This window comes from Streptacidiphilus carbonis (genome assembly GCF_000787775.1).
Lineage (GTDB): Bacteria > Actinomycetota > Actinomycetes > Streptomycetales > Streptomycetaceae > Streptacidiphilus > Streptacidiphilus carbonis.
Genome location: NZ_BBPM01000002.1, coordinates 35,838 through 61,154 on the forward strand (window position 1 = coordinate 35,838; position 25,317 = coordinate 61,154).

At 72.3% G+C, this 25,317-nt stretch carries 22 protein-coding genes; 7 read left to right on the forward strand and 15 right to left on the reverse strand.

The genetic code is table 11. The features are described from left to right. The first annotated feature begins 125 nt into the window (after positions 1 to 125). Positions 126 to 851: a class I SAM-dependent methyltransferase gene (locus TR46_RS01635; RefSeq protein WP_042392336.1), complete on the forward strand. Its 726-nt coding sequence runs from the start codon at positions 126 to 128 to the stop codon at positions 849 to 851. A gap of 22 nt (positions 852 to 873) precedes the next feature. Here the strand turns inward: TR46_RS01635 and ftsH are convergent, their stop codons facing one another. Genes ftsH through ffh form a run of 3 tightly spaced genes read right to left on the reverse strand, consistent with a single transcriptional unit; the run spans position 874 to position 4,976 of the window. Continuing rightward, positions 874 to 2,799: an ATP-dependent zinc metalloprotease FtsH gene (gene ftsH / locus TR46_RS01640; protein WP_042392337.1), complete on the reverse strand. Its 1,926-nt coding sequence runs from the start codon at positions 2,797 to 2,799 to the stop codon at positions 874 to 876. A gap of 48 nt (positions 2,800 to 2,847) precedes the next feature. Further along, positions 2,848 to 3,366 carry a GNAT family N-acetyltransferase gene (locus tag TR46_RS01645; protein ID WP_236655166.1) on the reverse strand — a complete coding sequence of 173 codons (519 nt, stop codon included), beginning with the start codon at positions 3,364 to 3,366 and terminating at the stop codon, positions 2,848 to 2,850. A 59-nt stretch (positions 3,367 to 3,425) separates the two neighbouring features. Continuing rightward, a complete protein-coding gene (gene ffh / locus TR46_RS01650) occupies positions 3,426 to 4,976 on the reverse strand; it encodes a signal recognition particle protein (protein WP_042392339.1) in 1,551 nt (516 codons plus the stop codon). Positions 4,977 to 5,137: 161 nt separating this feature from the next. On the opposite strand from ffh, the gene TR46_RS01655 reads away from it, so the two are divergent. Continuing rightward, positions 5,138 to 5,761, forward strand: a complete 624-nt coding sequence (locus TR46_RS01655) for an LbetaH domain-containing protein (protein ID WP_042392340.1) — start codon at positions 5,138 to 5,140, stop codon at positions 5,759 to 5,761. Here TR46_RS01655 and TR46_RS01660 read toward each other — a convergent pair. The 4 genes from TR46_RS01660 to nsdA form a co-directional block, all read right to left on the reverse strand. Continuing rightward, positions 5,677 to 8,064 (reverse strand): [protein-PII] uridylyltransferase, encoded by a 2,388-nt coding sequence (locus tag TR46_RS01660; protein ID WP_042392726.1) that lies wholly within the window; start codon positions 8,062 to 8,064, stop codon positions 5,677 to 5,679. The two genes, TR46_RS01655 and TR46_RS01660, sit on opposite strands and share 85 nt — an antisense overlap. A gap of 227 nt (positions 8,065 to 8,291) precedes the next feature. After that, positions 8,292 to 8,630: a P-II family nitrogen regulator gene (locus TR46_RS01665; RefSeq protein WP_042392341.1), complete on the reverse strand. Its 339-nt coding sequence runs from the start codon at positions 8,628 to 8,630 to the stop codon at positions 8,292 to 8,294. Next, positions 8,627 to 9,979, reverse strand: coding sequence for an ammonium transporter (locus tag TR46_RS01670; RefSeq protein WP_042392342.1), 1,353 nt, complete (start codon positions 9,977 to 9,979; stop codon positions 8,627 to 8,629). The genes TR46_RS01665 and TR46_RS01670 overlap by 4 nt, the downstream gene beginning before the upstream one ends. Positions 9,980 to 10,337: 358 nt before the next feature. Beyond that, positions 10,338 to 11,798 (reverse strand): transcriptional repressor NsdA, encoded by a 1,461-nt coding sequence (gene nsdA / locus TR46_RS01675; RefSeq protein WP_042392343.1) that lies wholly within the window; start codon positions 11,796 to 11,798, stop codon positions 10,338 to 10,340. A 463-nt stretch (positions 11,799 to 12,261) separates the two neighbouring features. On the opposite strand from nsdA, the gene TR46_RS01680 reads away from it, so the two are divergent. Beyond that, a complete protein-coding gene (locus TR46_RS01680; protein WP_236655167.1) occupies positions 12,262 to 12,921 on the forward strand; it encodes a bifunctional DNA primase/polymerase in 660 nt (219 codons plus the stop codon). Positions 12,922 to 13,033: 112 nt separating this feature from the next. On the opposite strand, the gene ftsY is transcribed toward TR46_RS01680, so the two are convergent. Further along, a complete protein-coding gene (gene ftsY / locus TR46_RS01685) occupies positions 13,034 to 14,212 on the reverse strand; it encodes a signal recognition particle-docking protein FtsY (protein WP_042392345.1) in 1,179 nt (392 codons plus the stop codon). A 161-nt stretch (positions 14,213 to 14,373) separates the two neighbouring features. Between ftsY and TR46_RS01690 the strand changes: the two genes are divergently transcribed. Further along, on the forward strand, positions 14,374 to 14,655 hold the full coding sequence (locus TR46_RS01690; RefSeq protein ID WP_152626259.1) for a hypothetical protein: 282 nt from the start codon (positions 14,374 to 14,376) through the stop codon (positions 14,653 to 14,655). A gap of 3 nt (positions 14,656 to 14,658) precedes the next feature. Here the strand turns inward: TR46_RS01690 and smc are convergent, their stop codons facing one another. The 3 genes from smc to TR46_RS01705 form a co-directional block, all read right to left on the reverse strand. After that, positions 14,659 to 18,318, reverse strand: coding sequence for a chromosome segregation protein SMC (smc, locus tag TR46_RS01695; RefSeq protein WP_084717739.1), 3,660 nt, complete (start codon positions 18,316 to 18,318; stop codon positions 14,659 to 14,661). A 290-nt stretch (positions 18,319 to 18,608) separates the two neighbouring features. Beyond that, entirely contained in the window at positions 18,609 to 18,812 is a 204-nt protein-coding gene (locus TR46_RS01700) for a hypothetical protein (RefSeq protein ID WP_030263916.1), read from the reverse strand. A gap of 351 nt (positions 18,813 to 19,163) precedes the next feature. Beyond that, the gene (locus TR46_RS01705) at positions 19,164 to 19,442 is read right to left on the reverse strand and encodes an acylphosphatase (protein ID WP_042392347.1); all 279 of its coding nucleotides are present in this window, start codon (positions 19,440 to 19,442) and stop codon (positions 19,164 to 19,166) included. A gap of 294 nt (positions 19,443 to 19,736) precedes the next feature. Here TR46_RS01705 and TR46_RS01710 point away from each other — a divergent pair, with 294 nt between their 5' ends. From TR46_RS01710 to TR46_RS01720, 3 genes are all read left to right on the forward strand, one after another. After that, positions 19,737 to 20,522, forward strand: a complete 786-nt coding sequence (locus TR46_RS01710; protein WP_236655168.1) for a CAP domain-containing protein — start codon at positions 19,737 to 19,739, stop codon at positions 20,520 to 20,522. An 82-nt stretch (positions 20,523 to 20,604) separates the two neighbouring features. Then, positions 20,605 to 21,417, forward strand: a complete 813-nt coding sequence (locus TR46_RS01715) for a protein phosphatase 2C domain-containing protein (protein ID WP_063770505.1) — start codon at positions 20,605 to 20,607, stop codon at positions 21,415 to 21,417. Positions 21,418 to 21,486: 69 nt separating this feature from the next. Continuing rightward, positions 21,487 to 22,599 (forward strand): aldose epimerase family protein, encoded by a 1,113-nt coding sequence (locus tag TR46_RS01720; protein ID WP_236655169.1) that lies wholly within the window; start codon positions 21,487 to 21,489, stop codon positions 22,597 to 22,599. Positions 22,600 to 22,751: 152 nt separating this feature from the next. On the opposite strand, the gene mutM is transcribed toward TR46_RS01720, so the two are convergent. Genes mutM through TR46_RS01740 form a run of 4 tightly spaced genes read right to left on the reverse strand, consistent with a single transcriptional unit; the run spans position 22,752 to position 25,149 of the window. Continuing rightward, on the reverse strand, positions 22,752 to 23,621 hold the full coding sequence (gene mutM, locus TR46_RS01725) for a bifunctional DNA-formamidopyrimidine glycosylase/DNA-(apurinic or apyrimidinic site) lyase (RefSeq protein ID WP_042392351.1): 870 nt from the start codon (positions 23,619 to 23,621) through the stop codon (positions 22,752 to 22,754). Then, entirely contained in the window at positions 23,614 to 24,393 is a 780-nt protein-coding gene (gene rnc / locus TR46_RS01730; protein WP_042392353.1) for a ribonuclease III, read from the reverse strand. The genes mutM and rnc overlap by 8 nt, the downstream gene beginning before the upstream one ends. Positions 24,394 to 24,412: 19 nt before the next feature. Beyond that, positions 24,413 to 24,586, reverse strand: a complete 174-nt coding sequence (rpmF, locus tag TR46_RS01735; RefSeq protein WP_030263933.1) for a 50S ribosomal protein L32 — start codon at positions 24,584 to 24,586, stop codon at positions 24,413 to 24,415. A 2-nt stretch (positions 24,587 to 24,588) separates the two neighbouring features. After that, on the reverse strand, positions 24,589 to 25,149 hold the full coding sequence (locus tag TR46_RS01740; protein ID WP_084717741.1) for a YceD family protein: 561 nt from the start codon (positions 25,147 to 25,149) through the stop codon (positions 24,589 to 24,591). Positions 25,150 to 25,317 lie beyond the last annotated feature (168 nt).

The following is a 25,317-nucleotide window of genomic DNA, read 5'->3' on the forward strand; positions in this document are numbered from 1 at the left end:
TGGCTTCCGTTTCAGTGGCGAGTGGCGCGGCAAGCGGAACGGCGAACGGCACGGCGAACGGCTCGGCATCGGACCGCACGCAGGCACGCCGACGGGCGCGGGACTGGGCGGAGATCCAGGAACGCATGCTCGTACCCCTGTACGAGGCGGTGTACGAGCGGCTGGAAGTGGGGCCCGCGACCAGCGTGCTCGGACTCGGCTGTCGCTCGGGGCTGGCGCTGCTGCTGGCCGCCGGGCGCGGGGCCGAGGTGGTCGGGCTGGAACCCGAGGCGGAGTTGCGGTCGCTGGCGCAGGACCGCTCGCTCCGGGTGATGAGCGATGTCTACCGGGAGCTCGCACCGGAGGGGGCCGGCGCGCAGCCTCCGGCGCACTCCCTGGTGACCGCGTTCGAGCATCTCTCCTGCATCGCCGATCCGCTGTCCCTGGTCCGCGACGCGGCCCGGCTCACCCTGCCGGGCGGCCATGTGGCGCTGGCGACCTGGGGGCCGCCGGAGCGGTGCGAGAGCGCGGGGGTGCTGCGGGTGGCCCGGCGGCTGGCGGACCCGCTGCGGCGGGCGCCGTACGCGCCGTTCGCGCTGAGCGAGCCGGGGGCGGTGGAGCGGATGGTCGCCCGGGCCGGGTTGCGGCTGGGCGGCGGGGGGCGGGTGCTGTGTCCGTTCGCCTATCCGGATCTGGAGAGTGCGGTGCGGGGGCTGCTGTCGATGGGGGTGTTCGACGCTGCGGCCGAATACTCCGGCACCCGGCAGGTGGAGAAGGAAGTGGTGGAGGCGTTGCATCCGTACCGGCGGGGGGACGGGTCGGTGCGGATGCTGAACGTCTTCAGGTACACGCTGGCCGAGCGCGTGCGGTAGGCGGGTGCGGTAGGCGGGTGCTTCAGGTCTGCTTCTGCTTCGAGAAGCGGGGCATGCCCGCCGTGCGGTAGGCGGCCTCCTCGTCGAGGGTTTCGTGCTCCATCAGGGCGTCGGCGAGGGCGTCGAGCCTGGGGCGGTGCTCGGCGAGCTTGTGGCAGGCCTCCTCGTAGCACTCGGCCACGATGCGGCGGGCCTCGCCGTCGACCGCGTCCAGGGTGGCCGGGGCCGCGGAGAGGCCGTACGCGCCCTGGCTGTCACCGGGGATCGCGGTGAGGCGGCCGACCACGCTGCTCATGCCCCAGCGGCCGGCCATGCCGCGGGCGATGTCGGTGACCTGCTCCAGGTCGCTCTCCGCGCCGGTGGTGATCACCCCGTAGACCACCTGCTCGGCGGCCATCCCGCCGAGCGCGCCGATGATCCGGCCGCGCAGGTACTCCTCGGTGTAGGCGTAGCGGTCGGCGTCCGGGGTGGACAGGGTGACGCCGAGGGCCCGGCCGCGGGGGACGATGGTGATCTTGCGGACCGGGTCGGCACCCGGCTGGAGCATGCCGAGCAGCGCGTGGCCCGACTCGTGGTAGGCCGTGCGCCGGCGCTCCTCGTCCGGCATCACCAGTGCCCTGACCGCGCCCAGTTGCACCTTCTCCAGCGCCTCGGAGAAGTTCCGGGCGCTGACGTCCTTCGCCTTGTGCTTGACCGCGAGCAGCGCCGCCTCGTTGGCCAGGTTGGCGAGGTCGGCGCCGGTCATGCCCGGGGTGGTCCGGGCGACCTGCCCCAGGTCGACGTCCTCGGCCAACGGGATCTCCCTGGTGTGGATCCTCAGGATGGCCTCGCGGCCCTCCCGGTCGGGCGGGCTGACCACCACCGTCCGGTCGAACCGCCCGGGGCGCAGCAGCGCCTTGTCCAGGACCTCGGCCCGGTTGGTGGCGGCCAGCACGACGACACCCTCGGAGCCGGAGAAGCCGTCCATCTCGGTGAGGATCTGGTTGAGCGTCTGCTCGCGTTCGTCGTGGCCGCCCATGGCCTGGCCGCCGCCGCGGGCGCGGCCGATGGTGTCGATCTCGTCGATGAAGATGATCGCCGGGGCGACCTTGCGGGCCTCGGCGAAGAGTTCGCGGACCCGGGAGGCGCCGACCCCGACGATCATCTCGATGAACTCGGAGGCCGAGGCGGAGAAGAAGGGCACCCCGGCCTCTCCTGCGACGGCCCGGGCCAGCAGGGTCTTGCCGGTGCCGGGCGGCCCGGCCAGCAGCACGCCGCCGGGCATCCTGGCGCCCATCGCGCGGTACTCCTGGGGCCGCTTGAGGAAGTCGACCACCTCGGTGAGCTCGCCCTTGACCTCGTCGATCCCGGCCACGTCGTCGAAGCTGGTGCGTCTGCTGCCGGGCTCCGCGGTGACCGGCCTGGGCGGCGGCTTCCTGGCCAGCGCGCCCATGCCCCCGCCGCCCATTCTGCGGGCGATGACGATCCACAGCACCACCAGGAGCAGCATCGGGGCCATCGAGATCAGCAGGTTGGCGAGGAAGCTGCGCTCCTTGACCACCGGCTCGGCGTCGACGGTGACGCCCTGCTCGGTCAACGTGGCCCAGAGGCTGTCGTCGGCGAAGACCGGCCGCTGGGTGTTGAATTCGGTGTAGCTGCCCTTGGCGCCGTTCGGTTTGGGCTGGGCCTCCTTGAGCTTGCCCTGGATGCTGTCGCCCTTGGCGTAGATCTCGGAGACATGGCCGGCGTTCAACTGGCTGCTGAACTCGGTGTACGTGACATTGGTGCTGCCACCGCCGCCGAAGATGCTGAGCAGGGTGTCCATCAGCAGGAACACCACCAGGGCGGTGAGCACCATGCTGATCCAGCCGCCGCCGGACCGCTTGCGCCTCGGCGGGGGCGGCGGTGGAGCGCCCTCGGAACGCCAGATCTCGTCGGGGTTCTGACGGGGCGGCACAGGAGTCGTCACATTTTGGATAATACGGACATAGACCCCGAGTGAGGACCAGCCGCGCCGTCAGATGCCGGCCCACTCCTCGGCGGTCAGCGCGAAGCGCTCGTGGTCGCGCCAGGCGTCCTGGAGGAAGAGCATCCGCGGGGTGTAGCCCTCGTGGCGGAAGCCGAGGCGCTTGGCCATCCGGATCGAGGGCTCGTTCTCGGGCTGGACGTTGATCTCCAGCCGGTGCAGGCCCAGGCCGCCGGAGCTCTCCGGGGCGAAGCAGCGGTCCACCACCAGCCGCATCCCCTCGGTGGTCCGGCCGCTGCCGTTGTAGGGGAGGTAGGCGTTGTAGCCGAGGCTCGCATTGCAGAAGCGGCCCTTGACGATGTTGGCGACATTGCAGCTGCCGGCCAGGCCGCCGTCCTCGATGTCGAAGAAGAGGAACGTGCGCAGTCCCTCGCCCTGACGGCGCACCAGGTCGACCAGCCCGTCCGGCTCGACCGGGTTCCAGCGGCCGATGGACTCGGCGGAGCGGCGCACCGCTGCGGCGTAGACAGCGGCGTCGGACAGTCGGGGGGCTCGGATCTCCACTCGCATACGCGACATCATCGCGCATCCGGGCGGGGCCCGAGCCCGTTCCGGCCGCAGGGCCTGTCCTAGAGCAGGTCCTTGAACTCCTTGGGGAGTTCGAAGTTCTCCGGCAGCTTCGCCGCGCCGGGACCGAAGGCCGCCCCGTCCTGCGTACTCGCGGCCTTGCGCTCCAGCGCCGCCTTCTGCTCGGCCGCGCGCTTCAGCGGGTTGCCGGACTGCTTCTTGCCCTTGGCCTGCTTCTGCTGCTTGGCCTTGCGGGCCCCGCCGCCGCCCATGCCGGGCATGCCTGGCATCCCGGGGATGCCCTTGCCGCCGGCCATCGCCGACATCATCTTGCGGGCCTCGAAGAAGCGCTCGACCAGGCTGCTGACCTCGGAGACGTGGACCCCGGAGCCCTTGGCGATACGGGCCCGGCGGGAGCCGTTGATCAGCTTGGGGTCGTCCCGCTCGGACGGGGTCATCGACTTGATGATCGCGCCGACCCGGGCGACGTCCCGGTCGTCGATGTTGTTGATCTGGTCCCGCATCTGCCCCATGCCGGGCATCATCCCGAGCAGCTTGGACAGCGAGCCCATCTTGGAGACCTGCTCCAGCTGGGACAGGAAGTCGCCCAGGCCGAACTCCTTGCCGCCCTTGCTGGCCAGCTTGGAGGCCATCTTGGCGGCCTCGTCCTGACTGAAGGTCTTCTCGGCCTGCTCGATCAGGCTGAGGATGTCGCCCATGCCGAGGATGCGCGAGGCCATCCGGTCCGGGTGGAAGGCGTCGAAGTCGGTCAGCTTCTCGCCGTTGGAGGCGAACATGATCTGACGGCCGGTGAGGTGCGCCACTGACAGGGCCGCGCCGCCCCGGGCGTCGCCGTCCAGCTTGGAGAGCACCACGCCGGTGAAGTCGACGCCTTCGAGGAAGGCCTGGGCGGTGGTGACCGCGTCCTGGCCGATCATGGCGTCGACGACGAACAGGACCTCGTCCGGGTCGACCGCGGCGCGGATGTCCGCGGCCTGCTGCATCAGCTCGGCGTCGATGCCCAGGCGGCCGGCGGTGTCGACGATGACGACGTCGTACTGCTTCTGCTTGGCGAACTCGATGGAGTCCCTGGCGACCTTGACCGGGTCCCCGACTCCGTTGCCCGGCTCGGGTGCGTAGATGGCGACGCCGGCCCGCTCGGCGACCACGCCCAGCTGGGTCACCGCGTTGGGGCGCTGCAGGTCGCAGGCGACCAGCAGCGGGGTGTGCTTCTGCTCCTTGAGCCAGTGGCCCAGCTTTCCGGCCAGGGTGGTCTTGCCCGCGCCCTGGAGGCCGGCGAGCATGATCACGGTCGGGCCGGTCTTGGCGTAGCGCAGCCGGCGGGTCTCGCCGCCGAGGATGTTGACCAGCTCGTCGTTGACGATCTTGATGACCTGCTGGGCGGGGTTCAGCGCACCGGAGACCTCGGCGCCCAGCGCCCGCTCCTTGACCTGCTTGATGAAGGCGCGGACGGCCGGCAGCGCGACGTCCGCTTCGAGCAGGGCGATGCGGATCTCACGGCAGGTGGCGTCGATGTCCGCCTCGGACAGGCGTCCCTTGCCGCGGAGGTTCTTGAACGTCGCTGCGAGGCGGTCGGAAAGGGTATCGAACACGTCGGTCGCGGGTCCTCGTGGCTCGGGAACGGATGGAGTCGTCGCCCCCCAGGGTATCCGCACGCGCGAAGTACGTTCCCACCCCGGTCAGGGATCATCCGATGGACTGACAGCGGCGCGTCCGCCCTCCGCCGTGGTCCAGGAGTGCGCAGCATGGATCCATGTCGCTCGTCGCCTCGCTGATCCAGCGCCGCCGCCATCCGCTGCTGCGCCGCGCCGTCCAGGAAGTGCTCGCGCTCTACGGGGTGGAGGTTCCCGCCGCCGCCGAGGTCGGACCGGGGCTGGTCGTCTTCCACCGCGGCTTCGGCACGGTGCTGCACCCCTACACCACCCTCGGCGCGGGGGTGACCCTCTACAACGGGGTCACCATCGGCCGGGCGGACCCGTGGGTGCCGCAGGAGCAGAGCCTGATGGAGCGCGTGGTGGTGGAGGACGGAGCGGTGCTCTGCTCCGGCGCCAAGGTGCTGTGCAAGCGCGGTGTGCTCACGGTCGGCCGCGGCACCGTGGTGGGCGCCAACGCGGTGCTCACCACCTCGACCGGCCCCTACGAGATCTGGGCCGGGGCGCCCGCGCGCCGGATCGGCACCCGGGCGCAGTTGCCGGGCCCCGGCGCGGAGCCCGTCCCGGACGCCACGGACGCCACGGACGTCACGGACGTCACGGACGTCACGGCGCCGGCGGAACCATTGGAGACCGCCGGTCAGGACAGCGCGCGCTCCACCGAGCGGGCCACCTCGACGGCCCGGGACGGCGGCAGCGGGAGGTCGTCGGGGCCGGTGACGTAGAAGGCGTCGACGGCGTCCGCGCCGAGGGTGGAGATCCTGGCCGTGCGGACCCGCACGCCGATGTCCTCCAGGGCGCGGCCGATGCGGTGCAGCAGGCCCGGGGCGTCATGGGCGCGGACCTCCAGGACGGTGGCGCTGCTGGCCGACCCGCCGGGGGCCACGGTCACCCGGGGCGGCGGCGCGGCGCTGCCGCGACGGCGGGGGGCTGCCGCGTCCCGCTCGGCCAGCCGGCGGGTGACGTCCAGGCCGCCCTCCAGGGCGCGGCGGATGTCCGCCCGCAGCCTGGCCGCCTCCGGGACCTCGCCGTACTCCGCTGCCACCTGCCAGGTCAGCGCCAGGACCGCGCCCGCTCCTATCGGATCGAGCTCGCGGATGGCGGCCGAACGGACCGTCAGCCGGTGCAGCGCCAGCACCCCCGCCACCGTGGGCAGCACTCCGGGGCGGTCGTGCAGGGCCAGGGTCAGGGTGACGCCCATGGGCTCGCTGCCGGGGTCGGTCGGGTGCTCCGCCTCCGCGTGCACGGAGAGCACCGGGCCGTTGGTCCGGGCCGCCTCGACCGCCAGCCGCTCCTCCTCGGCCGAGGGCTCGGGCGCCGCCGTCTCGGGCTGGCCGCCGTCGCCGACCAGGGCGGCCGCCGCCCGGTCGGCCAGGTCGGCGACCAGGGTGGCGCGCCAACTGCTCCAGGCGGCCGGGCCGGTCGCCAGCGCGTCCGCCTCGGTGAGGGCGTGCAGCAGTTCCAGCACGCCGGTGCTGCCGACCACCGAGGTGATCGCGGCGACGGTGGCCGGATCGTCGAGGTCGCGCCGGGTCGCCGTCTCCACCAGCAGCAGATGGTGCCGCACCAGCAGCGCCAGCACCTCCACGTCGTCCTTGGGGAAGCCCAGCCGGACCGCGACATCACGGGTGATCACCTCGCCGGCCTCGGAGTGGTCACCGGGCCAGCCCTTGCCGATGTCGTGCAGCAGCGCGGCGACCAGCAGCAGGTCGGGCCGGGCCACCCGGCGGGTCATCGCGGCGGCCCGGACCGCCGTCTCGACCAGGTGCCGGTCCACCGTCCAGCGGTGCACGGCGTTGCGCTGCGGACGGCAGCGGACCCGGTCCCAGTCCGGCAGCAGCCGGGCGATCAGGCCCTCGGCCTCCAGCGCCTCCCAGACCGGGACCGCGCTCTCGCCCGCGCCGAGCAGGGTGACCAGCTGGTCCCTGGCCTCGTCCGGCCAGGGCACCGGCAGCGGCCTGGTCTCGGCGGCCAGCCGGCGCACGGTGGACGGCGCCAGCGGCAGGTCGGCCTGCGCGGCCGCGGCGGCGGCGCGCAGCGGGAGCACCGGATCGTTCGCCGGCCGGGCCGCGTGGGCGAGCACCGCCTCGCCGTCCTGCTCCACCACGCCCTCGGCGAGCGGGCTGCGCTCGGCGGTGCCGCGCGCGGCCGGGGCACCCGAGCCGAAGCCGAAGCGGACGGTGCGGCGGACCCTGCTGCCACTGCGGGCGCGCAGCACCCGGTCCACCTCGCGCCAGGTGACGTCGGAGGCGTAGGCGACGGTACGGGCCGCCTCGTAGACCTGGCGCAGCAGGATGTCGGCGTCCAGGACGCCGAGTTCCAGCGCGACGGCGTCCTGCTCCTGCAGGCTGAGCCGGTCGGTGGCGCGCCCGGTGACCAGGTGCAGGGTGTCCCTGACGTCGCGGAGCCTGGCGCCCGCCTCGGCCAGGCCGGTGCGCGGGGCGTCGGCGATCCAGGAGGCGGCCACCGCGTCCAGCGCGGTCAGATCGCGCAGACCGCCGCGGGCCTCCTTCAGGTCGGGCTCCAGCAGGAAGGCCAACTCACCCTGGCGCTCCGCGCGTTCGCGGCACATGACGTGCAGCTCGGGAAGGCGTTTGACGGCGCCGGCACGCCAGTCGGCGAGGATCGCCGAGCGCATGGCGGCGGTGAGGCCGGGGTCGCCCGCGACATGGCGCGCGTCCAGCAGGCCCAGCTGCACCTTGAGGTCGTCGGCGGCCACCTTGCGGGCGGTGGACAGGTCGCGGACGGAGTGGTCGAGTGCGATGCCGTTGTCCCAGACCGGGTACCACAACTGCTCGGCGAGGGCGTTGACGCCGGACTTGGCGCTGCCGTCGTGCAGCAGCAGCAGGTCCAGGTCGCTGCGCGGGGACAGCTCGCCCCGGCCGTAGCCGCCGACAGCGACCAGCGCCACACCGGTCAGTCCGTCCGCGGCGGTGGAGAAGAGGCCGGCCAGCCAGCGGTCGGTGAGCTCGGCCAGGGCGGACCGGCGGGCCGCGCCGGTCCGGCCGTCCTCGCGGAGCAGGTGCAGCCGCTGGGCGGCGTAGCCCGCCGGCTCGGGCGCGGGTGACGGAGGGGACGACGGTTCGCTGGGGGTCTGCTGGCCTGGCGTTGCCTGCTGCCGATCCGTCAACGGTGCTCCCTGATGCGAAGGTGAACGCCGGAAGGGGAAGCCGGGCCTGAGCCCGACTCCCCCGCCCTTGCGAGTTGTCTCGTCGTCGTTGCCTTGTGTGCGGTGCCTTCGCGCCTCAGCTTGCCCTACAGCGCGTCGGGACCGCGTTCTCCGGTGCGCACCCGGACGGCGGTTTCCACCGGGACGCTCCAGACCTTGCCGTCCCCGATCTTGCCGGTTCGGGCCGCCTTGACCAGCACATCTATCAGGCCTTCGGCGTCGTCGTCCTCGACCAGGACCTCGACACGGACCTTCGGCACCAGGTCGACGGTGTACTCCGCGCCCCGGTAGACCTCGGTGTGGCCGCGCTGCCGACCGTACCCGCTGGCCTCGGTGACGGTGAGTCCGTGGACCCCGAAGGCCTGCAGGGCCTCCTTGACGTCGTCCAGTCGGTGCGGCTTGATCACTGCGGTGATGAGCTTCATGCCTCGACCTTCGTTCCTGCGGGAGCCGCCTCGTCATCGCTGCCGGCCGCACTGTTCGACGACGGGACAGCCGGTGCCAGCGCCTTGGACAGCGCCGCCCCCACGGCGCTGAAGTCGTACGCGGACTCGGCGTGCTCGGCCTGGTCGATCCCGGCCACCTCGACCTCTTCGGCCACCCGGAAGCCGATGGTCTTGTCGACCGCCTTGCCGATGATGAACGCCAGTACGAAGGAGTAGGCGCCGACCACGACCACGCCCAGGGCCTGGCGGCCCAGCTGGGTGAAGCCGCCGCCGTAGAAGAGGCCCTGGTAGGTGGCGCCGCCGTGGCCGGTGGCGAGCAGGCCGATCAGCAGGGCGCCGGTGGCGCCGCCGACCGCGTGGACGCCGACCACGTCCAGCGAGTCGTCGAAGCCGAAGCGGTACTTGAGGCTGATCGCCCAGGCGCAGAGCGCTCCGCAGAACAGGCCGAGCGCGATCGAGCCGAGCGGGCTGATGTAGGCGCAGGCCGGGGTGATCGCGACCAGGCCGGTGACCGCGCCGGACGCGGCGCCCAGGGTGGTGAAGGAGCCGTGCTTGATCTTCTCGAAGGCCAGCCAGCCGATCATGGCCGCACCGGTGGCGATCTGGGTGTTCATGAAGGCGAGGCCGGCCAGGCCGTTGGCGGCCAGCGCGGATCCGGCGTTGAAGCCGAACCAGCCGAACCACAGCAGACCGGAGCCGAGCATCACCAGCGGGAGGCTGTGCGGACGCATCGGGTCCTTCTTGAAGCCGATGCGCTTGCCCAGCACGAAGGTCAGGGCCAGACCGGCCATACCGGCGTTGAGGTGGACCGCGGTACCGCCGGCGAAGTCCAGCACGTGCAGCCGGTCACCGAGCCAGCCGCCCTGGCCGCCGTTGAAGTAGAACACCCAGTGCGCGACGGGGAAGTAGACCACGCTGACCCACAGGGCCAGGAACAGCGCCCAGGCCGAGAACTTGGCACGGTCCGCGATGGCACCGCTGATCAGGGCCGGGGTGATGACGGCGAACATCAGCTGGAAGGCCGCGAGGGCATAGACCGGGATCGTTCCGCTCAGTTGGTTCATCCCGATGTGCCGCATGCCCAGCATCGAGAAGTCGCCGATGAGGCCGTGGAACGAGTCTGTGCCGAAGCTGAGCGTGAAGCCGTAGAGCACCCAGAGGACCGTGACGATCCCCAGTGCGATAAAGCTCATGATCAGCATGTTCAGTGTGCTCTTGACCCGGACCATGCCGCCGTAGAAGAAGGCGAGCCCTGGGGTCATCAGCATGACCAGTGCCGAACTTATGAGTACAAAAGCGGTGTCTCCGCCGCTGAAGCCGGTAGGCATCGGCGTCTCCTCGAGTGTTGAGCCGCTCCGTCCCCCGGGTATCCGTCCCGTGCCCCCGGAGGCGTCGGCTGTTGTTGAGGAGATTGACGGAGGGCGGTTTCGGCCGATGCGTGAGCATGTTTCGCGGCGGTGACGAACCTCACGAGCGTGTTACACCGCGGTGAACAACCGAACCAGGACGCACACGGACGCTACGCAGGCACCCCACAACGTCACCGACCGCGGAAAACCCTGTGCAGATCTGGCGTGGGGGAGCCGAGTGCGAGGGGGTTTCCGCGGTCGGAGTCTGTGCCGCCGGGCTGCGGGTGGCCGAAAACAGTCGGTCCACCGGCACCGCCGGCCGCGGGGAGGACAGTTGTCAGACGGCCTGGGGTCGGGTGAACTCGGGGAGGTCGGTGTCGATGCGGTCCCGCAGCCGGACCACGTCGCCGACGTCACGGAACTCTCCGAGCGCGGCCTCGGTGGTCTTGCGGAGCCGGGTGTTGACCCGCTCCGAACGGATCCGCATCGCGATGTCCACCGCCTGCTGGGCGGAGGAGGCGGCCGCCTCGGGCTCCTTCTGCAGCAGGTGGACGCTGGCCATGCCGATCAGGTTGAGCGCGTAGGAGCGCTGGTGCTTGTCGTCCTGCGAGAACAGCTCGACCGCGCGCTCCATCACCGGCTGCGCCTGCAGCGCGTACACCTCGCTGCGGCCCGCGTGGTAGCTGAGGTCGCGGTAGGAGTGCGCGTTCTCGGCGTTGAGCTCGGCCTCAGAGAAGAAGGCGAGCCAGTCCGGCTCCTCGGTCGTTGTGGTGGCGATGTCGCCGAAGGAGTCCTCGGCCAGCCGGGCCGCGCGGTAGCACTTGTTGACCTCGCCGAGGTTGGCGTAGGCGCGCGCCTCCATCGCGTGCAGCAGCGCCTGCTGCCGGGGTCCGGCGGACTCCCGGCTGCCGTACTGGGCCAGGTGGATCAGCTCCAGGGCGTCGCTGCTGCGGTTGAGGTGGATCATCTGCCGGCACATGTCGGAGAGGATCAGCGCCCCGAAGGGCCGGTCCCCGGCCTCCTTCGCGGCGTGCAGTGCCAGCACGTAGTACTTCTGCGCGCTGGGGTGCATGCCGATGTCGTAGGACATCCAGCCGGCCAGGTGCGCCAGTTGCGCGGTGGTCTGGAACAGTCTGCGGGTGGTGTCGGCCGGGTAGGTCTCCTGGAGCAGGTCGCAGACCTCGTGCAGCTGGCCGACCACCGCCTTGCGGCGCAGACCGCCGCCGTTCTGGGCGTCCCACTCGCGGAACATCCGCACCGTGGACTCCAGCAGGGCGAGCTCGGGGGCGGAGATCCTGCCGGTGGGGGCGCGGCCCTCGCGGGCGGCGGTGAGGGCGGTGGTGGGCATGCCGCTGGGGGTGGGGGCGAGCCAGCGCTGCATGGGTTCGATCAGGGCGGAGCCCGCGGTCAGCGCGAGCGAGGTGCCGAGGAAGCCCCGGCGGTTGAGCATCAGGTCGCTGCGGGAGTAGTCGGAGATCAGCTGGACCGTCTGGCTGCCGTTCCAGGGCAGGTCCACCCCGGAGCCGGGGGCGAGGTTGGGCATCGCCTTCAGGCCCAGGTCCTCGATGGCGACCAGGGAGCCGAAGCGCTCCGAGAAGAGGTCCGAGAGGATCTTCGGGATGGGTTCGCGCGGACTCTCGCCGTCCAGCCAGCGCCGCACCCGGGAGGTGTCGGTGCTGATGTGGCTGGCGCCGATCTGCCGGGCGCGCCGGTTGACCTGCCGGGCGAGTTCGCCCTTGGACCAACCGCTTCGGACGAACCATGTCGTCAACTGCTCGTTGGGTTGTTTCTCGCCCACCGGAACGCCCCCATCCCGGGCTCACCCGCTGTGGTGCCCCTGCGACCCGACCGGGACGCCCGAGGCCTGCTCCTGCCAAGCATTCGAACTGACGCACGCTCTGACTTGATGATCAGTCAGAGACCTTTCCCTGCACGATCATTGCCATTGGCATAACCGCTCGGGCGAGAAGCCGACTGCCTGCGGAGCGAACCTAGCGCGCTTTCCGCCATCCGGGCGAGTAAGCCCCGGGAAACGCCACCCTTCGCCACCCCTAAGGGTGAACTTCGGCTCTGCCCCAGGCGCTTCACTGGATCTCGGAGGCCTTCCGCTCTCGGATACGACCATCCCCCATTCCCGGGACACCGGCAATCAGATCAGCGATTCCCACCCCGAGGAGCGGGCGCACGACCCACAACTGCACGCCCTGCCGCACGTCGCGGCGTAACCATCGGGACTCGATTCTGGTTGGTGGTGAGTGGACTTGGACAGCCTGTTCGGAAACCCGATCTTCAACGGACGGTCGCTCGGACCGCGCGGAAGGTCCCGCGCCACCCGGTGCCAGACCGCGGCCGAGTACACCCTGCGCTGGGGCTGGACCGTGGCCCTGGCCGACGCGGGCGCCGACGCCGGTGCCGGTGCCGACGACGCGGGCGCCGGGATCGGCGCCGCGGTCGACGCCGGGACGGTCGAACTCCCGCCCGGCAGCGGCCCCACCGAGCTGCGCGACGCCTGGCTGCGCCGTCCCGGCGCCGAGCTGCGGCTGCGCACCGGGCTCCGCTTCGACGCCCTGGACGTCCCCGAGGCGGTCGGCTACCAGGCACTGGTCCGGCTCGAACGGATGGGGGTGAGGCCGGGACCGGTGCTGCTGGCTCCCCGGTCCCGCGCCCTGTTCCTGGTGGCGCCGCACACCGCCGAGGTGCTGCCCGACCTGCTCTACCGCACCGGTTGGGACGACGCCGAACTCGACCTGGTCTGCCACGGCGCCGGCGCGTCGGTACCGGCGCCGCCCACCCCGATGACGCGCTGGCTGCGCCGGCCCTCGCTGGACACCACGGCGCGGCCGCCGGAGGCCCGACTGCTGCTGGGCACGCTGGCGTACGCCTGCCACCGGGGCGTGGCGGAACTGGTCGGACGGCACTGAACACGGCTGTGGCCGCCGCCCTGGGAGAAGGCGACGGCCACAGCGCTGGTCGAACGGGAACTGCTGGTCGAACGGGTACTGCTGGTCGAACGGGTGCCGACGGAAGCGGGACTCAGCCGATCAGCGCGTCCACGAAGCCGGCCGGGTCGAACGGCGCCAGGTCGTCCGCGCCCTCGCCCAGGCCGATCAGCTTCACCGGGACCCCCAGCTGACGCTGGACCGCGACCACGATGCCGCCCTTGGCGGTGCCGTCCAGCTTGGTCAGCACGATCCCGGTGATGTCCACCACCTCGGCGAAGACCTTCGCCTGGACCAGGCCGTTCTGGCCGGTGGTGGCGTCGAGCACCAGCAGCACCTCGTCCACCGGACCGTGCTTCTCGACGACCCGCTTGACCTTGCCGAGCTCGTCCATCAGACCGGTCTTGGTGTGCAGCCGCCCGGCGGTGTCCACCAGTACGATGTCGGCGCCCTCGGCGATGCCCTGCTTGACGGCGTCGAAGGCCACCGACGCCGGGTCGCCGCCCTCGGGTCCGCGGACGGTGCGGGCGCCGACCCGCTCGCCCCAGGTCTGCAGCTGGTCCGCGGCGGCGGCACGGAAGGTGTCCGCCGCACCGAGCAGCACGGTGCGGCCGTCGGCGACCAGCACCCGGGCCAGCTTGCCGCTGGTGGTGGTCTTGCCCACTCCGTTGACCCCCACGACCAGCACCACGGCGGGGCGCGGAGCGTCCCCGTCGGTGTGCCGGGCGGTGTGCAGGGTGCGGTCCAGGCTCGGGTCGACCAGGGTGGTCAGCTCCTCGCGGAGGAGGGTGCGCAGTTCGTCCGGGGTGCGGGTGCCGAGTACCTTCACCCGCGCCCGCAGCCGCTCCACCAGCTCCTGGGTGGGGGCCACGCCCACGTCGGCGGTGAGCAGCACCTCCTCGATCTCCTCCCAGGTGTCCTCGTCGAGGTGGTCCCGGGAGAGCAGCGCCAGCAGGCCCTTGCCCATCGAGTTCTGCGAACGGGCCAGCCGCGAGCGCAGCCGGACCAGCCGTCCGGCGGTCGGCTCCGGCACGTCCAGCTCGCGGACGGCCGGCGCCTCCGGGGCGGCGGCCTCCGGTAGCGGGACCTCCTCGACGGTCCTGGCCGGCGCCTCCCGCGGCGGTGCGGCGTCCTCGCCGACCTGCGGCTCGCCGATCCGGGCCGGGGTGGACGGCGGTGGCAGCTCCTTGCGGCGCCTGCCGTTGACGACGAGACCGGTGGCGGCTCCGATGAGCACCACGGCGATGACTACAGCGATGATTACGTATTCCATGACGCCCCCCAGTATCGGGTACGGCTCTGCGAAGTCGGAGGGACAGCGCCCAACCGGGGGCCTTTGTCACTGAAACGACACTCTGCTGATGATGTGCGCGTTTCGGCGGCCTTCAGCCCGGAGCCGGAACCGGCATCGATCCGGCGGGCATCATGTCCGTCATGCCAACCTCTCCCGCGCGCGGCACCCTGCACCACCGGCTCCTGCTGCTGCGGTCCGTCCGCGCGGCCGGCACACCGGTGGTGGTGTCGCTGGCCGCCGTCCAGCTGCTGACCGCCGTAGCGCCCGCGCTGACGGCGGTGGTGCTGGGGATGCTGGTCGGACGGGTTGACGGGGCGTCGGGGGCGGGCGTCTTCCGGGCCGCGCTGCTGCCGCTGGCGCTGTTCGGCGCGGTACTGCTGCTGGGCTACCTCGCGCAGTCGGCGACCGCACCGCTGGAGTAGTACCTACTGCGCTGGCGGGTGGAGGGTCTCGGCGGCCTGCTGGGCGGGGAGTACCCGACGCGGGGGGCGTCGGGGCTCGTCGCGGAGCCGCTGGCTGATCACCTGGGAGATGCCGTCGCCGCGCATGGAGACCCCGTAGAGCGCGTCGGCGCACTCCATGGTGAGCTTCTGATGGGTGATCACGATCAGCTGGGAGCTGTCCCGCAGCTCCTCCATCAGGCCGATCAGCCTACGCAGATTGGTCTCGTCGAGGGCCGCCTCGACCTCGTCCATCACATAGAACGGGCTGGGCCTGGCCTTGAAGATGGAGACCAGCAGGGCCACCGCGGTGAGTGAGCGCTCGCCGCCGGAGAGCAGCGAGAGCCGCTTGACCTTCTTGCCCGGCGGCCTGGCCTCCACCTCGATGCCGGTGGTCAGCATGTTGTCCGGGTCGGTCAGCACCAGCCGCCCCTCACCGCCAGGGAACAGCCGTGAGAACACGCCTTCGAACTGCGCCGCGGTGTCATGGTAGGCGGCGGTGAACACCTGCTCCACCCGCTCGTCCACCTCCTTGACGACGGTGAGCAGGTCGCGGCGGGTGGTCTTGAGGTCCTCCAACTGCTCGCTGAGGAACTGGTGCCGCTCCTCCAGCGCCGCGAACTCCTCCAGCGCCAACGGGTTGACCTTCCCGAGCTGGGTGTACGCCTTCTCGGCGGCACGCAGCCGCTTCTCCTGCTCGGCCCTGTCGTAGGGACGCGGCCGCGCCGCCTCGGCGGCACCCGCACCGCCGCTCGGATCCGGCTCCACGCCGGCCGGCACCGGCTGGTCGGGACCGTACTCGGCGAGCAGGCCGTCCGCCTCGATGCCGTGCTCCTCCAGCGCCTTGACCTCCAACTGCTCTATCCGCAACCGCTTCTCCGCGCGCAGCACCTCGTCGCGGTGGACCGAGTCGGTGAGCCGGTCCAGTTCGGCCTTGAGCTCGCGGCTGCGGACCCGCTGCTGAGCCAGCTCGGTGTCGTGCACCGAGCGCTCCTGCTCGGCCTGCTCCTTCTCCCTCGCCGCCGTCTCCAGCGACCCCTCGACCGCGGCGAGCAGCTGCCGGGCGCCGTCGCCTACAGCGGTGGCGACCAGCGCCTCGGCCCGCAGCCGCTGCTGCCGCTGCGCGGCGCGGGCCCGGGCCTCGCGTTCGGCGCGGGCACCGCGGTCCAGCGAGTCGGCCCGTCCGGCGAGGCCGCGCACCCGCTCCTCATGGGTGCGGACCGAGAGCCGGGCCTCCATCTCGGCCTGCCGGCACTGCGCCGAGGCCTCGGCGAGACGGTCCCGTTCGCCGGTGTCCGGCTCCTCGTCGGCCGGCACCTCCTCGGCGGTCAGCAGCCGTTCGCTGAGCTCGGCGAGTTCTCCCTCCGCCTGCTCCAGCGCCGCCTCGGCCTTGGCCGCCGCGGCGCTCAGGCGCTCGGCCTCGCCGGCCGCGCCGCGGGCCTGCCCGCCGAGCCGCCCCAACTGCTGGGCCACCGCGGACTTCTCCTTGTCGGCGGCCCGGCGGCGGGCGGCCAGCTCCTCGGCCTCGGCCGCCAGCTCCCGTCGGCCCGCGGTGGCCTGCTCCAGCGCGGCCGCGAGCGCCTCCCGCCGCGCCGAGAGCTCCTCCAGTGCGGCGGCTGCCTCGTCCACGGCGGCCCGGGTCTCCAGCAGGCTCGGCGCGGCGGCGGAGCCGCCGTAGGCGAAACCGCGGCCGAGCAGATCGCCCTCGGCGGTGACCGCGGTCAGCCCGGGGCGGCCCGCGACCAGGGCCTCGGCCTCCGCCAGGCCGGCGACCAGCACATAGCCGCGCAGCAGCGCGCGCACCACGCCCACCAGTTCGACCGGGCCGTCGACGCATCCGGCGAGATCGTCGCCGGTCCCACCGCCGGTTCCCCCGGTCGCGCCGATCCCGTCGCGTCCCCCGGGGTCGGCCGCACCACCGGCGATCAGCAGTCCGGCCCGGCCCGCGTCCTCCTTGCGCAGCAGCCGCAGCGCCTCGACGGCCGTTCCGACGCCGTCCACCGCGACCGCGTCGGCCGCGTGCCCCAGCGCCGCCGCGACCGCAGCCTCCGCGCCCGGGCGCACCGCCAGCAGCGCGGCCGCCGAACCGAGCACCCCGTCCAGACCGCCGCCGCCCCGCTCCCCCGCCGCGAGCAGCGCCCCGCTGCCGTCCTTGCGGCGCAGCCCCAGCGCCAGCGCCTCCCGACGCGCCGTCAGCCCGGCCCGCTCGCGCTCCACCGCGGACAGGTCCTCGCGGGCCCGCGACTGCGCCTCCTCCGCCTCGGCCAACGCCGTCCGAACCTCGACCAACTGCGCCTCGGCCTCGTCGTCGCCCGCCTCCAGGCCGTCGACCTGGGCCTTGAGCAGCTCGTACTCCTCGGCGGCCGCCTCAGCGCGCTCCTGGGCGCCGTCCCGCGCCTCGGCCAGCCTGCCGATCTCCTCGCCCGCCCCGACCGCACGCGAACGCGCGGCGGCCACCTTGCCCTGCAGCCGGGCCAGCCCCTCCCTGCGGTCGGCCAGCGCCCGGGCGGCCGCACGCAGCCGCTGCTCCTCGCCGGCCAGCTCCCGCTCCAGCTCCCCGCGCCGCTCCACCGTCTCGGCCAGCGCGTAGGAGGCCTCCTCCAGCGCCTCCTTGAGCTCGGCCTCCTCCTCGCGGATCCTGGCCGCCTCGCGTTCCATCTCCTCCGGGTCCCGGCCGCGCCGCTCCTCCGTCTGCGGGCTGCGGGCGTGCCGGAGCCTGGCCTCGGCCAGGCCCACCGTGCCGCGGACCCGCTCCGCCAACGCGGACAGCTCGAACCAGGTCTGCTGGCACTGCTCGACCCGCGGTCCCAACTGGGCGACCCGCGCCTCCAGCACCGCCTCCCGCTGCTGAAGCGCCGTCAGCTCCTGCTCGACCCCGGAGCGCCGCAGCCGCAGCGCCATCTCGTCGGCGACCTCCTCCTCGACCGCCCGGCGCAGGGTCACCAGGTCGTCCGCGAGCAGCCGCAGCCTGGCGTCGCGCAGATCGGCCTGGATGGTGGCGGCCCTGCGGGCGATCTGGGCCTGCCGGCCGAGCGGCTTCAGCTGCCGCCGCAGCTCGCCGACCAGGTCCTGCACCCGGGTCAGGTTGGCCTGCATCGCGTCCAGCTTCCGCAGCGCCTTCTCCTTGCGCTTGCGGTGCTTGAGGACCCCGGCGGCCTCCTCGATGAAGGCGCGCCGGCCCATCGGGTCGGCGTGCAGCACCGAGTCCAGCTGGCCCTGGCCGACGATGACGTGCATCTCCCGGCCGATGCCGGAGTCCGACAGCAGCTCCTGGATGTCCAGCAGCCGGCAGGTGCTGCCGTTGATGGCGTACTCGCTGCCGCCGTTGCGGAACAGCGTGCGCGAGATGGTGACCTCGCTGTACTCGATGGGCAGCGCACCGTCGGCGTTGTCGATGGTGAGCGCGACCTCGGCGCGGCCCAGCGGGGTGCGTCCGCTGGTGCCGGCGAAGATGACGTCCTCCATCTTGCCGCCGCGCAGTGACTTGGCGCCCTGCTCGCCCATCACCCAGGACAGCGCGTCGACGACATTGGACTTGCCGGAGCCGTTCGGGCCGACCACGCAGGTGATCCCCGGCTCGAAGCGGAGCGTGGTCGCCGAGGCGAAGGACTTGAACCCGCGCAGCGTGAGGCTCTTGAGATGCACGCCCTGAACCTTCCGCTGGGAGAACCATGCTTGCCGGAGCCTGCCGGACAGGCACTGCCTGTCCGGCACTCTATCCGGGCCGCGTGCCCCGACCAGGGGACGCGCCAGCTGGTTTCACCTGCGCAAGCAGGGGGCATCCCAGAATCACAGGGGAACCGGGAACCGGGAAACGGGCAACGGGGTGACATGACGAAGGGACGCCACGAGGGGCGTCCCTTGCACTATCTGTCAGCGGTGCCGCCGGATCGGACCGGACCAGGGAGTTGCGGACCCTGGGACGGTGGGGTGGATCAGGAGTAGGCGGGCACCGGCTGGGCTGCGTCGATGCTGCGGAGCAGCTGCTCGTGGTCCGCGACGGCAGACAGCGCGTCGTTCTCGGCCTGCATCCGAACAAGCTCGGATTCCAGGTCCTGGACACGCTGCTGGAGACGTCGCATCTCGGAGAGCACGCGGGGGTCGGGGCCACCGACGTAACCGAGAAGCGCCTTTGCCATGATGGATGGTCCTCCACGCTGAGTGACCGACCGATGAAGGTGGGGTCGTGGTTGGTGTACACGCACTCGAGGCCAGCCCTAGCAAGGCGGAACGGGGCCGAACGCCTTGGGCTGTACGTGCGGGTGCGCGGGTTTCCAGCGTCTCACCAAACGCGAAAAGGGTCAACACGATCACAGCGTGCTACGCCGACCACGTCGCCGAAGCAGTGGTTTCGCCACACTGCGGGCTGTGGTGCCGTCGAGTGACCCCCGGTGGCCGGTCGATCACTGCTCGGTGCGGAGTCAACCACGGACCGGCCACAAGCGCAACCACATGACACCGGCACGTGCGCCTTTCGAGCGGCGGACGGACTAGCGGATGGCGAAGCCCGGATAGCCGCCCTCGGGACTGCCCCATATCTCGGTGACCCCGTCGACCCGGCCGGGCGTGTCGCCGTGCCGGAGCAGTTCGAGCAGTCGCCCGCAGTCCTCCCGGCTGCCTTCGGCCACCACCTGGACCCGGCCGTCGCCCAGGTTGGAGGCGTATCCGAGCAGTCCGATCTCCAACGCCCGCGATCTGGTCCACCAGCGGAACCCGACCTGCTGCACCGCACCGCGCACCCATGCGGTCATCCGGACGCCCTCGCTCATATGCGTGATTCTCTCATCGCCGTCTCCACGCACTTCCCACGCAACGCACCCCTATGCTCTACGCTCCCCATCATCACCCGTTCGGGTGAGCAGTACCGCGAGCCCAGTATCCGGTCGGGGGGCCGAGAAAGAGGGACGGCACCTGCCATGCCCCGTCACGCGCAGGGATCTCAGACGCACAGCCCCGAACCGGCTTCGCACCGCCGGGGTGCGCATGCGGCGAAGACACGACGCCGCGCCGCCGGCCCGTCGCGCCGGCGGCGACGCAGCCGGATGCCCCGCACCCTGCTCGCCGTGACCGCCACCGCGATGGCGGTCGGCGCGGGCGGGGTGTTCAGCGGTGTGCTGCCGCTGCCGCCGGGCATGCCGGCGAGCCTGGTGGTGGCCGGGGACCCGGCGAGCGCGAAGCCGCTGGCCACCACCGGCACCGGCCGGACCCCGCAACCGTCCGGCGGCTCCTTCCGGGCACCGGGTGGCGGCAGCGCCAGGGACACCGCCCGTCCCACCCTCTCGGCCGGTCCGGCCAGCGCGTCGGCGAGCGCCTCCGCCAAGCCGTCGGCGAGCGCCACGCCATCGGCCACGGCCTCCGCGAGCGCCTCCGCCTCGGCGCAGCCGTCGTCCAGTACCGGCGCCGTCGCGTCCGCCGGTGCCAGTGCGTCGGTCCCGGTCGCCGCCGCCACCGGCGGTGCGACCTCGGCCATGGCGACGGCCGAGGCCCAGGTGCTGGCCCTGGTCAATGTCCAGCGCGCGGCCAACGGCTGCGGCGCGCTCAGCTATTCGGGCCCGCTGACCGTGCTGGCGCAGGACTTCAGCGCCGACATGGCCACCCGGAAATTCTTCGACCACACCGACCCGGACGGCAAGACGCCCTGGGACCGGGCCAAGAAGCTCGACATCACCAACCTCGGCGGCGAGAACATAGCCATGGGTCAGCAGACCCCTCAGGACGTGATGACCGCCTGGATGAACAGCGCCGGACACCGCGCCAACATCCTCGACTGCTCGTACCACTCGCTGGGCGTCGGGGTGTACTACGCCGCCGGCGGCGGACCGTGGTGGACCCAGGACTTCGGCTTCTGAGCTCCCGCTGAACCCTCGCTGCCCCCGCGGCGGCCTCCGCGCATGACAGGCTGTGTGCAGGGCGACAGCTGACGGAGGCACGGTGCAGATCAGTCACACCAGCGAGGCGAGTCCGGACACGGCCGCGAACGAGGACTTCGTGATCGCCTCGGAGCGGTTCGCGGTGGTGCTGGACGGCGCCACCGACAGCGGGCTGCCCAACGGCTGCGTGCACGGGGTGGCCTGGCTGGCCGGACGGCTGGGGGCGCAGTCGGCCGCCGTGCTGGTGGCGGAGCCGGAACTGGAGCTGCGTGCCGCGCTGCGCCGCGCCATCGTCAACACCCGTGCGCTGCACCCGGACTGCGACCCGACCAATCCCAACGCCCCGTCGGCGACGGTCGCCGTCGCCCGTGAGCGCGACGGCCGGCTGGACTGCCTGGTGCTGGCGGACGCGGCGGTGGTGGTGCAGCACCGCGACGGCGAGGTGACGGTGCTCACCGACGACAGGGTGGACCGTCTGCCCGCGTACGACCGCGAGTCGGTCAGCCGGCTGCGCAACGTCGAGGGCGGCTTCTGGGTGGCCGGCGCCGAGCCCGCCGCCGCGGACCAGGCCCTGACGACGAGTCTGCCGCTGGCCGGGATCCGCCGCTTCCTGCTGGTCAGCGACGGGGTGTCACGACTGGTGGAGCGGTTCGGCTGGGGCTGGCGCGATGTGCTGGACCTGGTGGAGAAGCAGGGACCGGCGGCCGCGGTGCGGGCGGTGCGGGAGGCCGAGCGGGCCATGCCGGAGGGGAGTTTCCGGGGCAAGCGGCACGACGACGCGACCGCGGCGTTCGGAACCCCCGGACCGCCGCCGCGGCCGGGGATCGTCCGGTGGCGACCTGGGACGACGTGGACGCGGCCGTTCGCGGCGTGAAAATGTGGGGCTCGCGCACCCCGGCCCCCTCACGGCAGGTGCCGCGAGACCGGATCAGGAGTCCTGCCCTTGCTGTCCTCAGCCCAGTCCCCTTCCCACGCCCCCGTGCGCGAGAGCTTCGGCGCCCTCGCGGACGGCACACCGGTGCACCGGTGGATCCTCACGGACGGCCGCGGCACCACCGCCACGGTCCTGGAGTACGGCGCCGTACTGCACACCTTGCACCTCCCCGATCCGAACGGGCGCGCGGGGGAAGCGGTGAACGTCGTGCTCGGCCACCCCGACCTCGACGGCTACCTCTCGGAGCGGCCGCCCTTCTTCGGCGCGGCCATCGGCCGCTTCGGCAACCGGATCGCCGACGGCCGCTTCGTCCTGGACGGCCGCACCCACCGGGTGCCGCTGAGCGACGTCCCGCGCCCCAACGCCCTGCACGGCGGCGACCAGGGCTTCGACGCCCGACTGTGGTCGGCGGAGCCGGTCGAGGTACCCGGCGGCAGCGGCGTCGAGCTCACCCTGGTCAGTCCCGACGGCGACCAGGGCTTCCCCGGGACGCTGCGGGCCACCGTGCGCTACAGCCTTGCCGACGGGGCGCTGCGGATCGACTACCGCGCCACCACCGACGCGCCGACCGTGGTCAACCTGACCAACCACAGCTATCTGAACCTGGCCGGCGAGGGGACCGGGACCGTGCTCGACCACGAGCTCACCCTGGTCGCAGCGGCCTACCTGCCGGTGGACCGGGACCTGCGGCCGCTGCCCGGCAGCCCCGCTCCGGTCGCCGGGACGCCGTTCGACTTCGTCACCGCGCGGGCGCTCGGCGAGCGCATCCACGACGAGGACGGGCAGCTCGCCATCGCCGGCGGCTACGACCACTGCTGGGCGCTGGACGGCGGCCGCACGGACGCTCCGCGGGTCGTCGCCGTGCTCCGGCACCCGGGCTCGGGGCGGGTGCTGACGCTCTCCAGCACCGAACCCGGCATCCAGGTCTACAGCGGCAACGCCCTCGACCCCGGCCTGACCGGCCCCTCCGGCCGTCCCTACGGCCCGTACGCGGGCGTGGCCCTGGAGACCCAGCACTTCCCCGACTCCCCCAACCGTCCCGACTACCCGTCAACGGTGCTGCGGCCGGGCGAGGAGTACCGCTCAACGACGGTGTACGACTTCGGTGGGACCGGGGACTGACGGATTGTCGGCTGCGGCATGTGCCGGGCTGGTCGCGCAGTTCCCCGCGCCCCTGTGTAGGCGCACTGCCCCACAGAGGTTCAGTTGCAGCACCGTCAGGGGCGCGGGGAACTACGCGGCCAGCCGGCTACGGTCCGCAGCCGAAGAACGACCTAGACCCGCGCCCGCGGAAGCCGCTGGCACCGCGGGCAGAAGTAGCTGGAGCGGTTCATCCAGGCGGCCCGCCGCATCGGCGCCGCGCACCGGTGGCAGGGTTCGTTCTCGCGGCCGTAGGCGTCGAGGGTGCGGGAGAAGTAGCCGGACTCGCCGTTGACGTTGACGTAGAGGCTGTCGAAGCTGGTGCCGCCCACGGCCAGCGCCGCGCCCATCACGTCGCGGGCCGAGGCCAGCAGCAGGGCCGCCTGAGCGCGCGAGAGGGTGTCGGCGGGGCGTTCGTAGTGCAGCCTGGCGCGCCACAGCGCCTCGTCGGCGTAGATGTTGCCGACGCCGCTGATCAGGGTCTGGTCCAGCAGCGCGCGCTTCACCCCGGAGCCGCGGCGGCGCAGCGCGGCCAGGAAGGCGTTGTCGTCGAAGCGCGGGTCCATCGGGTCGCGGGCGATGTGCGCCAGCGACAGCGGGGCCGACTCCGGGTCGCTGGGGTCGGCGTCCTCGACCGCCAGGCCGCCGAAGGTGCGCTGGTCGACGAAGCGCAGTTCGGTGTCGACGGAGTCGTCGAAGCGGAGGGTGACCCGGAGATGGGTCTCGGCGGGGGCCGCCTCGGGCTGGATCAGCAGCTGACCGCTCATGCCGAGATGGCCGATCAGCGAGGTGCCGGTGCCGGGGATGGGCAGCCAGAGGTACTTGCCGCGGCGCTGGGCCGGGCCCAGCGTGCGGCCGGCCAGCTGGGCGGCGAAGTCCTCGGCGCCCGCGGTGTGGCGGCGCACCGCACGGGGGTGGAGAACCGTGACGGAGCTGACGGTTCGTCCACTGACCCACTGGTCGAGGCCGCGCCGGACGACCTCGACCTCGGGAAGTTCAGGCACCTGCGGAGGGGTCCGCGGGCGTGGTGGCGGTCTGCTCCGGCGCCGCCTCGGGCTCGGCCAGGCCGTGCTTCTCGCGGATCGAGTGCCAGGCGTTCTGCGCGGCCTTCTGCTCCGCTTCCTTCTTGGAGCGGCCGCTGCCGGTGCCGTAGTCCTCGCCGGCCACCCGGGCCGCGGCGATGAAGGTCTTCTCGTGGTCCGGTCCGGACTCGGAGACGACGTACTCGGGGACGCCGATGCCGACGGAGGCGGTGAGCTCCTGCAGGCTGGTCTTCCAGTCGAGCCCGGCGCCGAGGTTGGAGGACTCCTCGATCAGCGGGTCGAACAGCCGGTGCACCAGCTCGTCGGCAGCTTGCAGGCCCTGGTCCAGGTAGACGGCGCCGATGATCGCCTCAAGGGTGTCGGCGAGGATGGAGGACTTGTCGCGTCCCCCGGTGCCCTCTTCGCCGCGCCCGAGGCTGATGAAGGAGCCGAGCTCCAGACCGCGGGCCACTCCGGCGAGGGCGCGCGAGTTGACCACCGCGGCGCGCAGCTTCGCGAGCTGCCCCTCCGGGAGGTCGGGGTGGATCCGGTACAGAGTGTCCGTAACCACCAGGCCCAGCACCGAGTCGCCCAGGAACTCCAGGCGCTCATTGGTGGGCAGGCCACCGTTCTCGTACGCGTACGAGCGGTGCGTGAGAGCACGTACCAGGAGGGCCGGCTCGAGTTCGTACCCGAGCCGCCCCTCCAGGACGGCATACCCGGTGTCGGCGTGTTGCAGCGCAGACGCTGACATCGTGTGTGTCACCAGCCGATCAGACCGAGAGGACCTGACGGCGGTTGTACGTGCCGCAGCTCGGGCACGCGATGTGGCCCAGCTTGGGCTCGTGGCAGCGGTCGCAAGCCACCAGGGCGGGGACCGCAGCCTTCCACTGCGAACGGCGGTGGCGCGTGTTGCTGCGCGACATCTTCCGCTTCGGAACAGCCACGGCTACTTCTCCTGGTTCTCGGCAGCACCCTCACGGGTACCGCTGTCTTCGCTTCCGGCCTCAGATCCGAGAGCCGAGAGTCCCTGCAGAGCCGCCCACCGGGGGTCGACGGCCTCATGGTGGTGGTCCGGGTCGTCCGTGAGCCGCGCCCCGCATTCGGAGCACAGGCCCAGGCAGTCTTCCTGGCACACCGGCTGCAGCGGCAGTGCGAGCACCACCGCGTCACGCAGCACCGGCTCGAGGTCGAACAGGTCGCCCTCGAGTCGGGAAGCTTCTTCGTCCTCGTCGTCGTCCTCGGCGGCCTTGGACGAGCCACCGAAACGGTCCGCGGACTCGGGGTAGTAGTACAGCTCCTGGAAGTCCGCTTCGAGCGACTGCTCGATCGGCTCCAGGCAGCGCACGCACTCGCCCTTGAGTTCCGCCTCGACCGTACCCGTGACGAGTACGCCCTCCACCACCGACTCCAGTCGGAGGTCCAGCTCGACAGCGCTGCCTACGGGGACGCCGATCACCTCGATGCCGAGGCCCTCCGGCGCCGGGAGGGAACGGGAAACCTTGCGCATCGACCCAGGCCGACGTCCCAGCTCGTGTGTGTCAAACACAAGCGGGTCGCGGTGGTCGAGGCGGTTCAGGGTTTCCTGCTCTCTACGGCGCACGTCGTGTGCCACGACTGCGGTGATCGGTACGGCGGGCTCGGACGTACGGGACGTTCGGGGCAGCCGACACTCCCC

Excerpts from the sequence above, each read along its gene's own strand:
- TR46_RS01645 (WP_236655166.1), bottom strand. The coding sequence starts at position 3,366 with ATGCGAGTGGAGATCCGAGCCCCCCGACTGTCCGACGCCGCTGTCTAC.
- ftsY (WP_042392345.1), bottom strand. The coding sequence starts at position 14,212 with ATGGAATACGTAATCATCGCTGTAGTCATCGCCGTGGTGCTCATCGGA.
- TR46_RS01635 (WP_042392336.1), top strand. The coding sequence starts at position 126 with ATGCTCGTACCCCTGTACGAGGCGGTGTACGAGCGGCTGGAAGTGGGG.
- TR46_RS01655 (WP_042392340.1), top strand. The coding sequence starts at position 5,138 with ATGTCGCTCGTCGCCTCGCTGATCCAGCGCCGCCGCCATCCGCTGCTG.
- TR46_RS01705 (WP_042392347.1), bottom strand. The coding sequence starts at position 19,442 with ATGAGCGAGGGCGTCCGGATGACCGCATGGGTGCGCGGTGCGGTGCAG.
- TR46_RS01700 (WP_030263916.1), bottom strand. The coding sequence starts at position 18,812 with ATGGCAAAGGCGCTTCTCGGTTACGTCGGTGGCCCCGACCCCCGCGTG.
- TR46_RS01690 (WP_152626259.1), top strand. The coding sequence starts at position 14,374 with ATGCCAACCTCTCCCGCGCGCGGCACCCTGCACCACCGGCTCCTGCTG.
- TR46_RS01665 (WP_042392341.1), bottom strand. The coding sequence starts at position 8,630 with ATGAAGCTCATCACCGCAGTGATCAAGCCGCACCGACTGGACGACGTC.
- TR46_RS01740 (WP_084717741.1), bottom strand. The coding sequence starts at position 25,149 with ATGCGCAAGGTTTCCCGTTCCCTCCCGGCGCCGGAGGGCCTCGGCATC.
- TR46_RS01670 (WP_042392342.1), bottom strand. The coding sequence starts at position 9,979 with ATGCCTACCGGCTTCAGCGGCGGAGACACCGCTTTTGTACTCATAAGT.
- rnc (WP_042392353.1), bottom strand. The coding sequence starts at position 24,393 with ATGTCAGCGTCTGCGCTGCAACACGCCGACACCGGGTATGCCGTCCTG.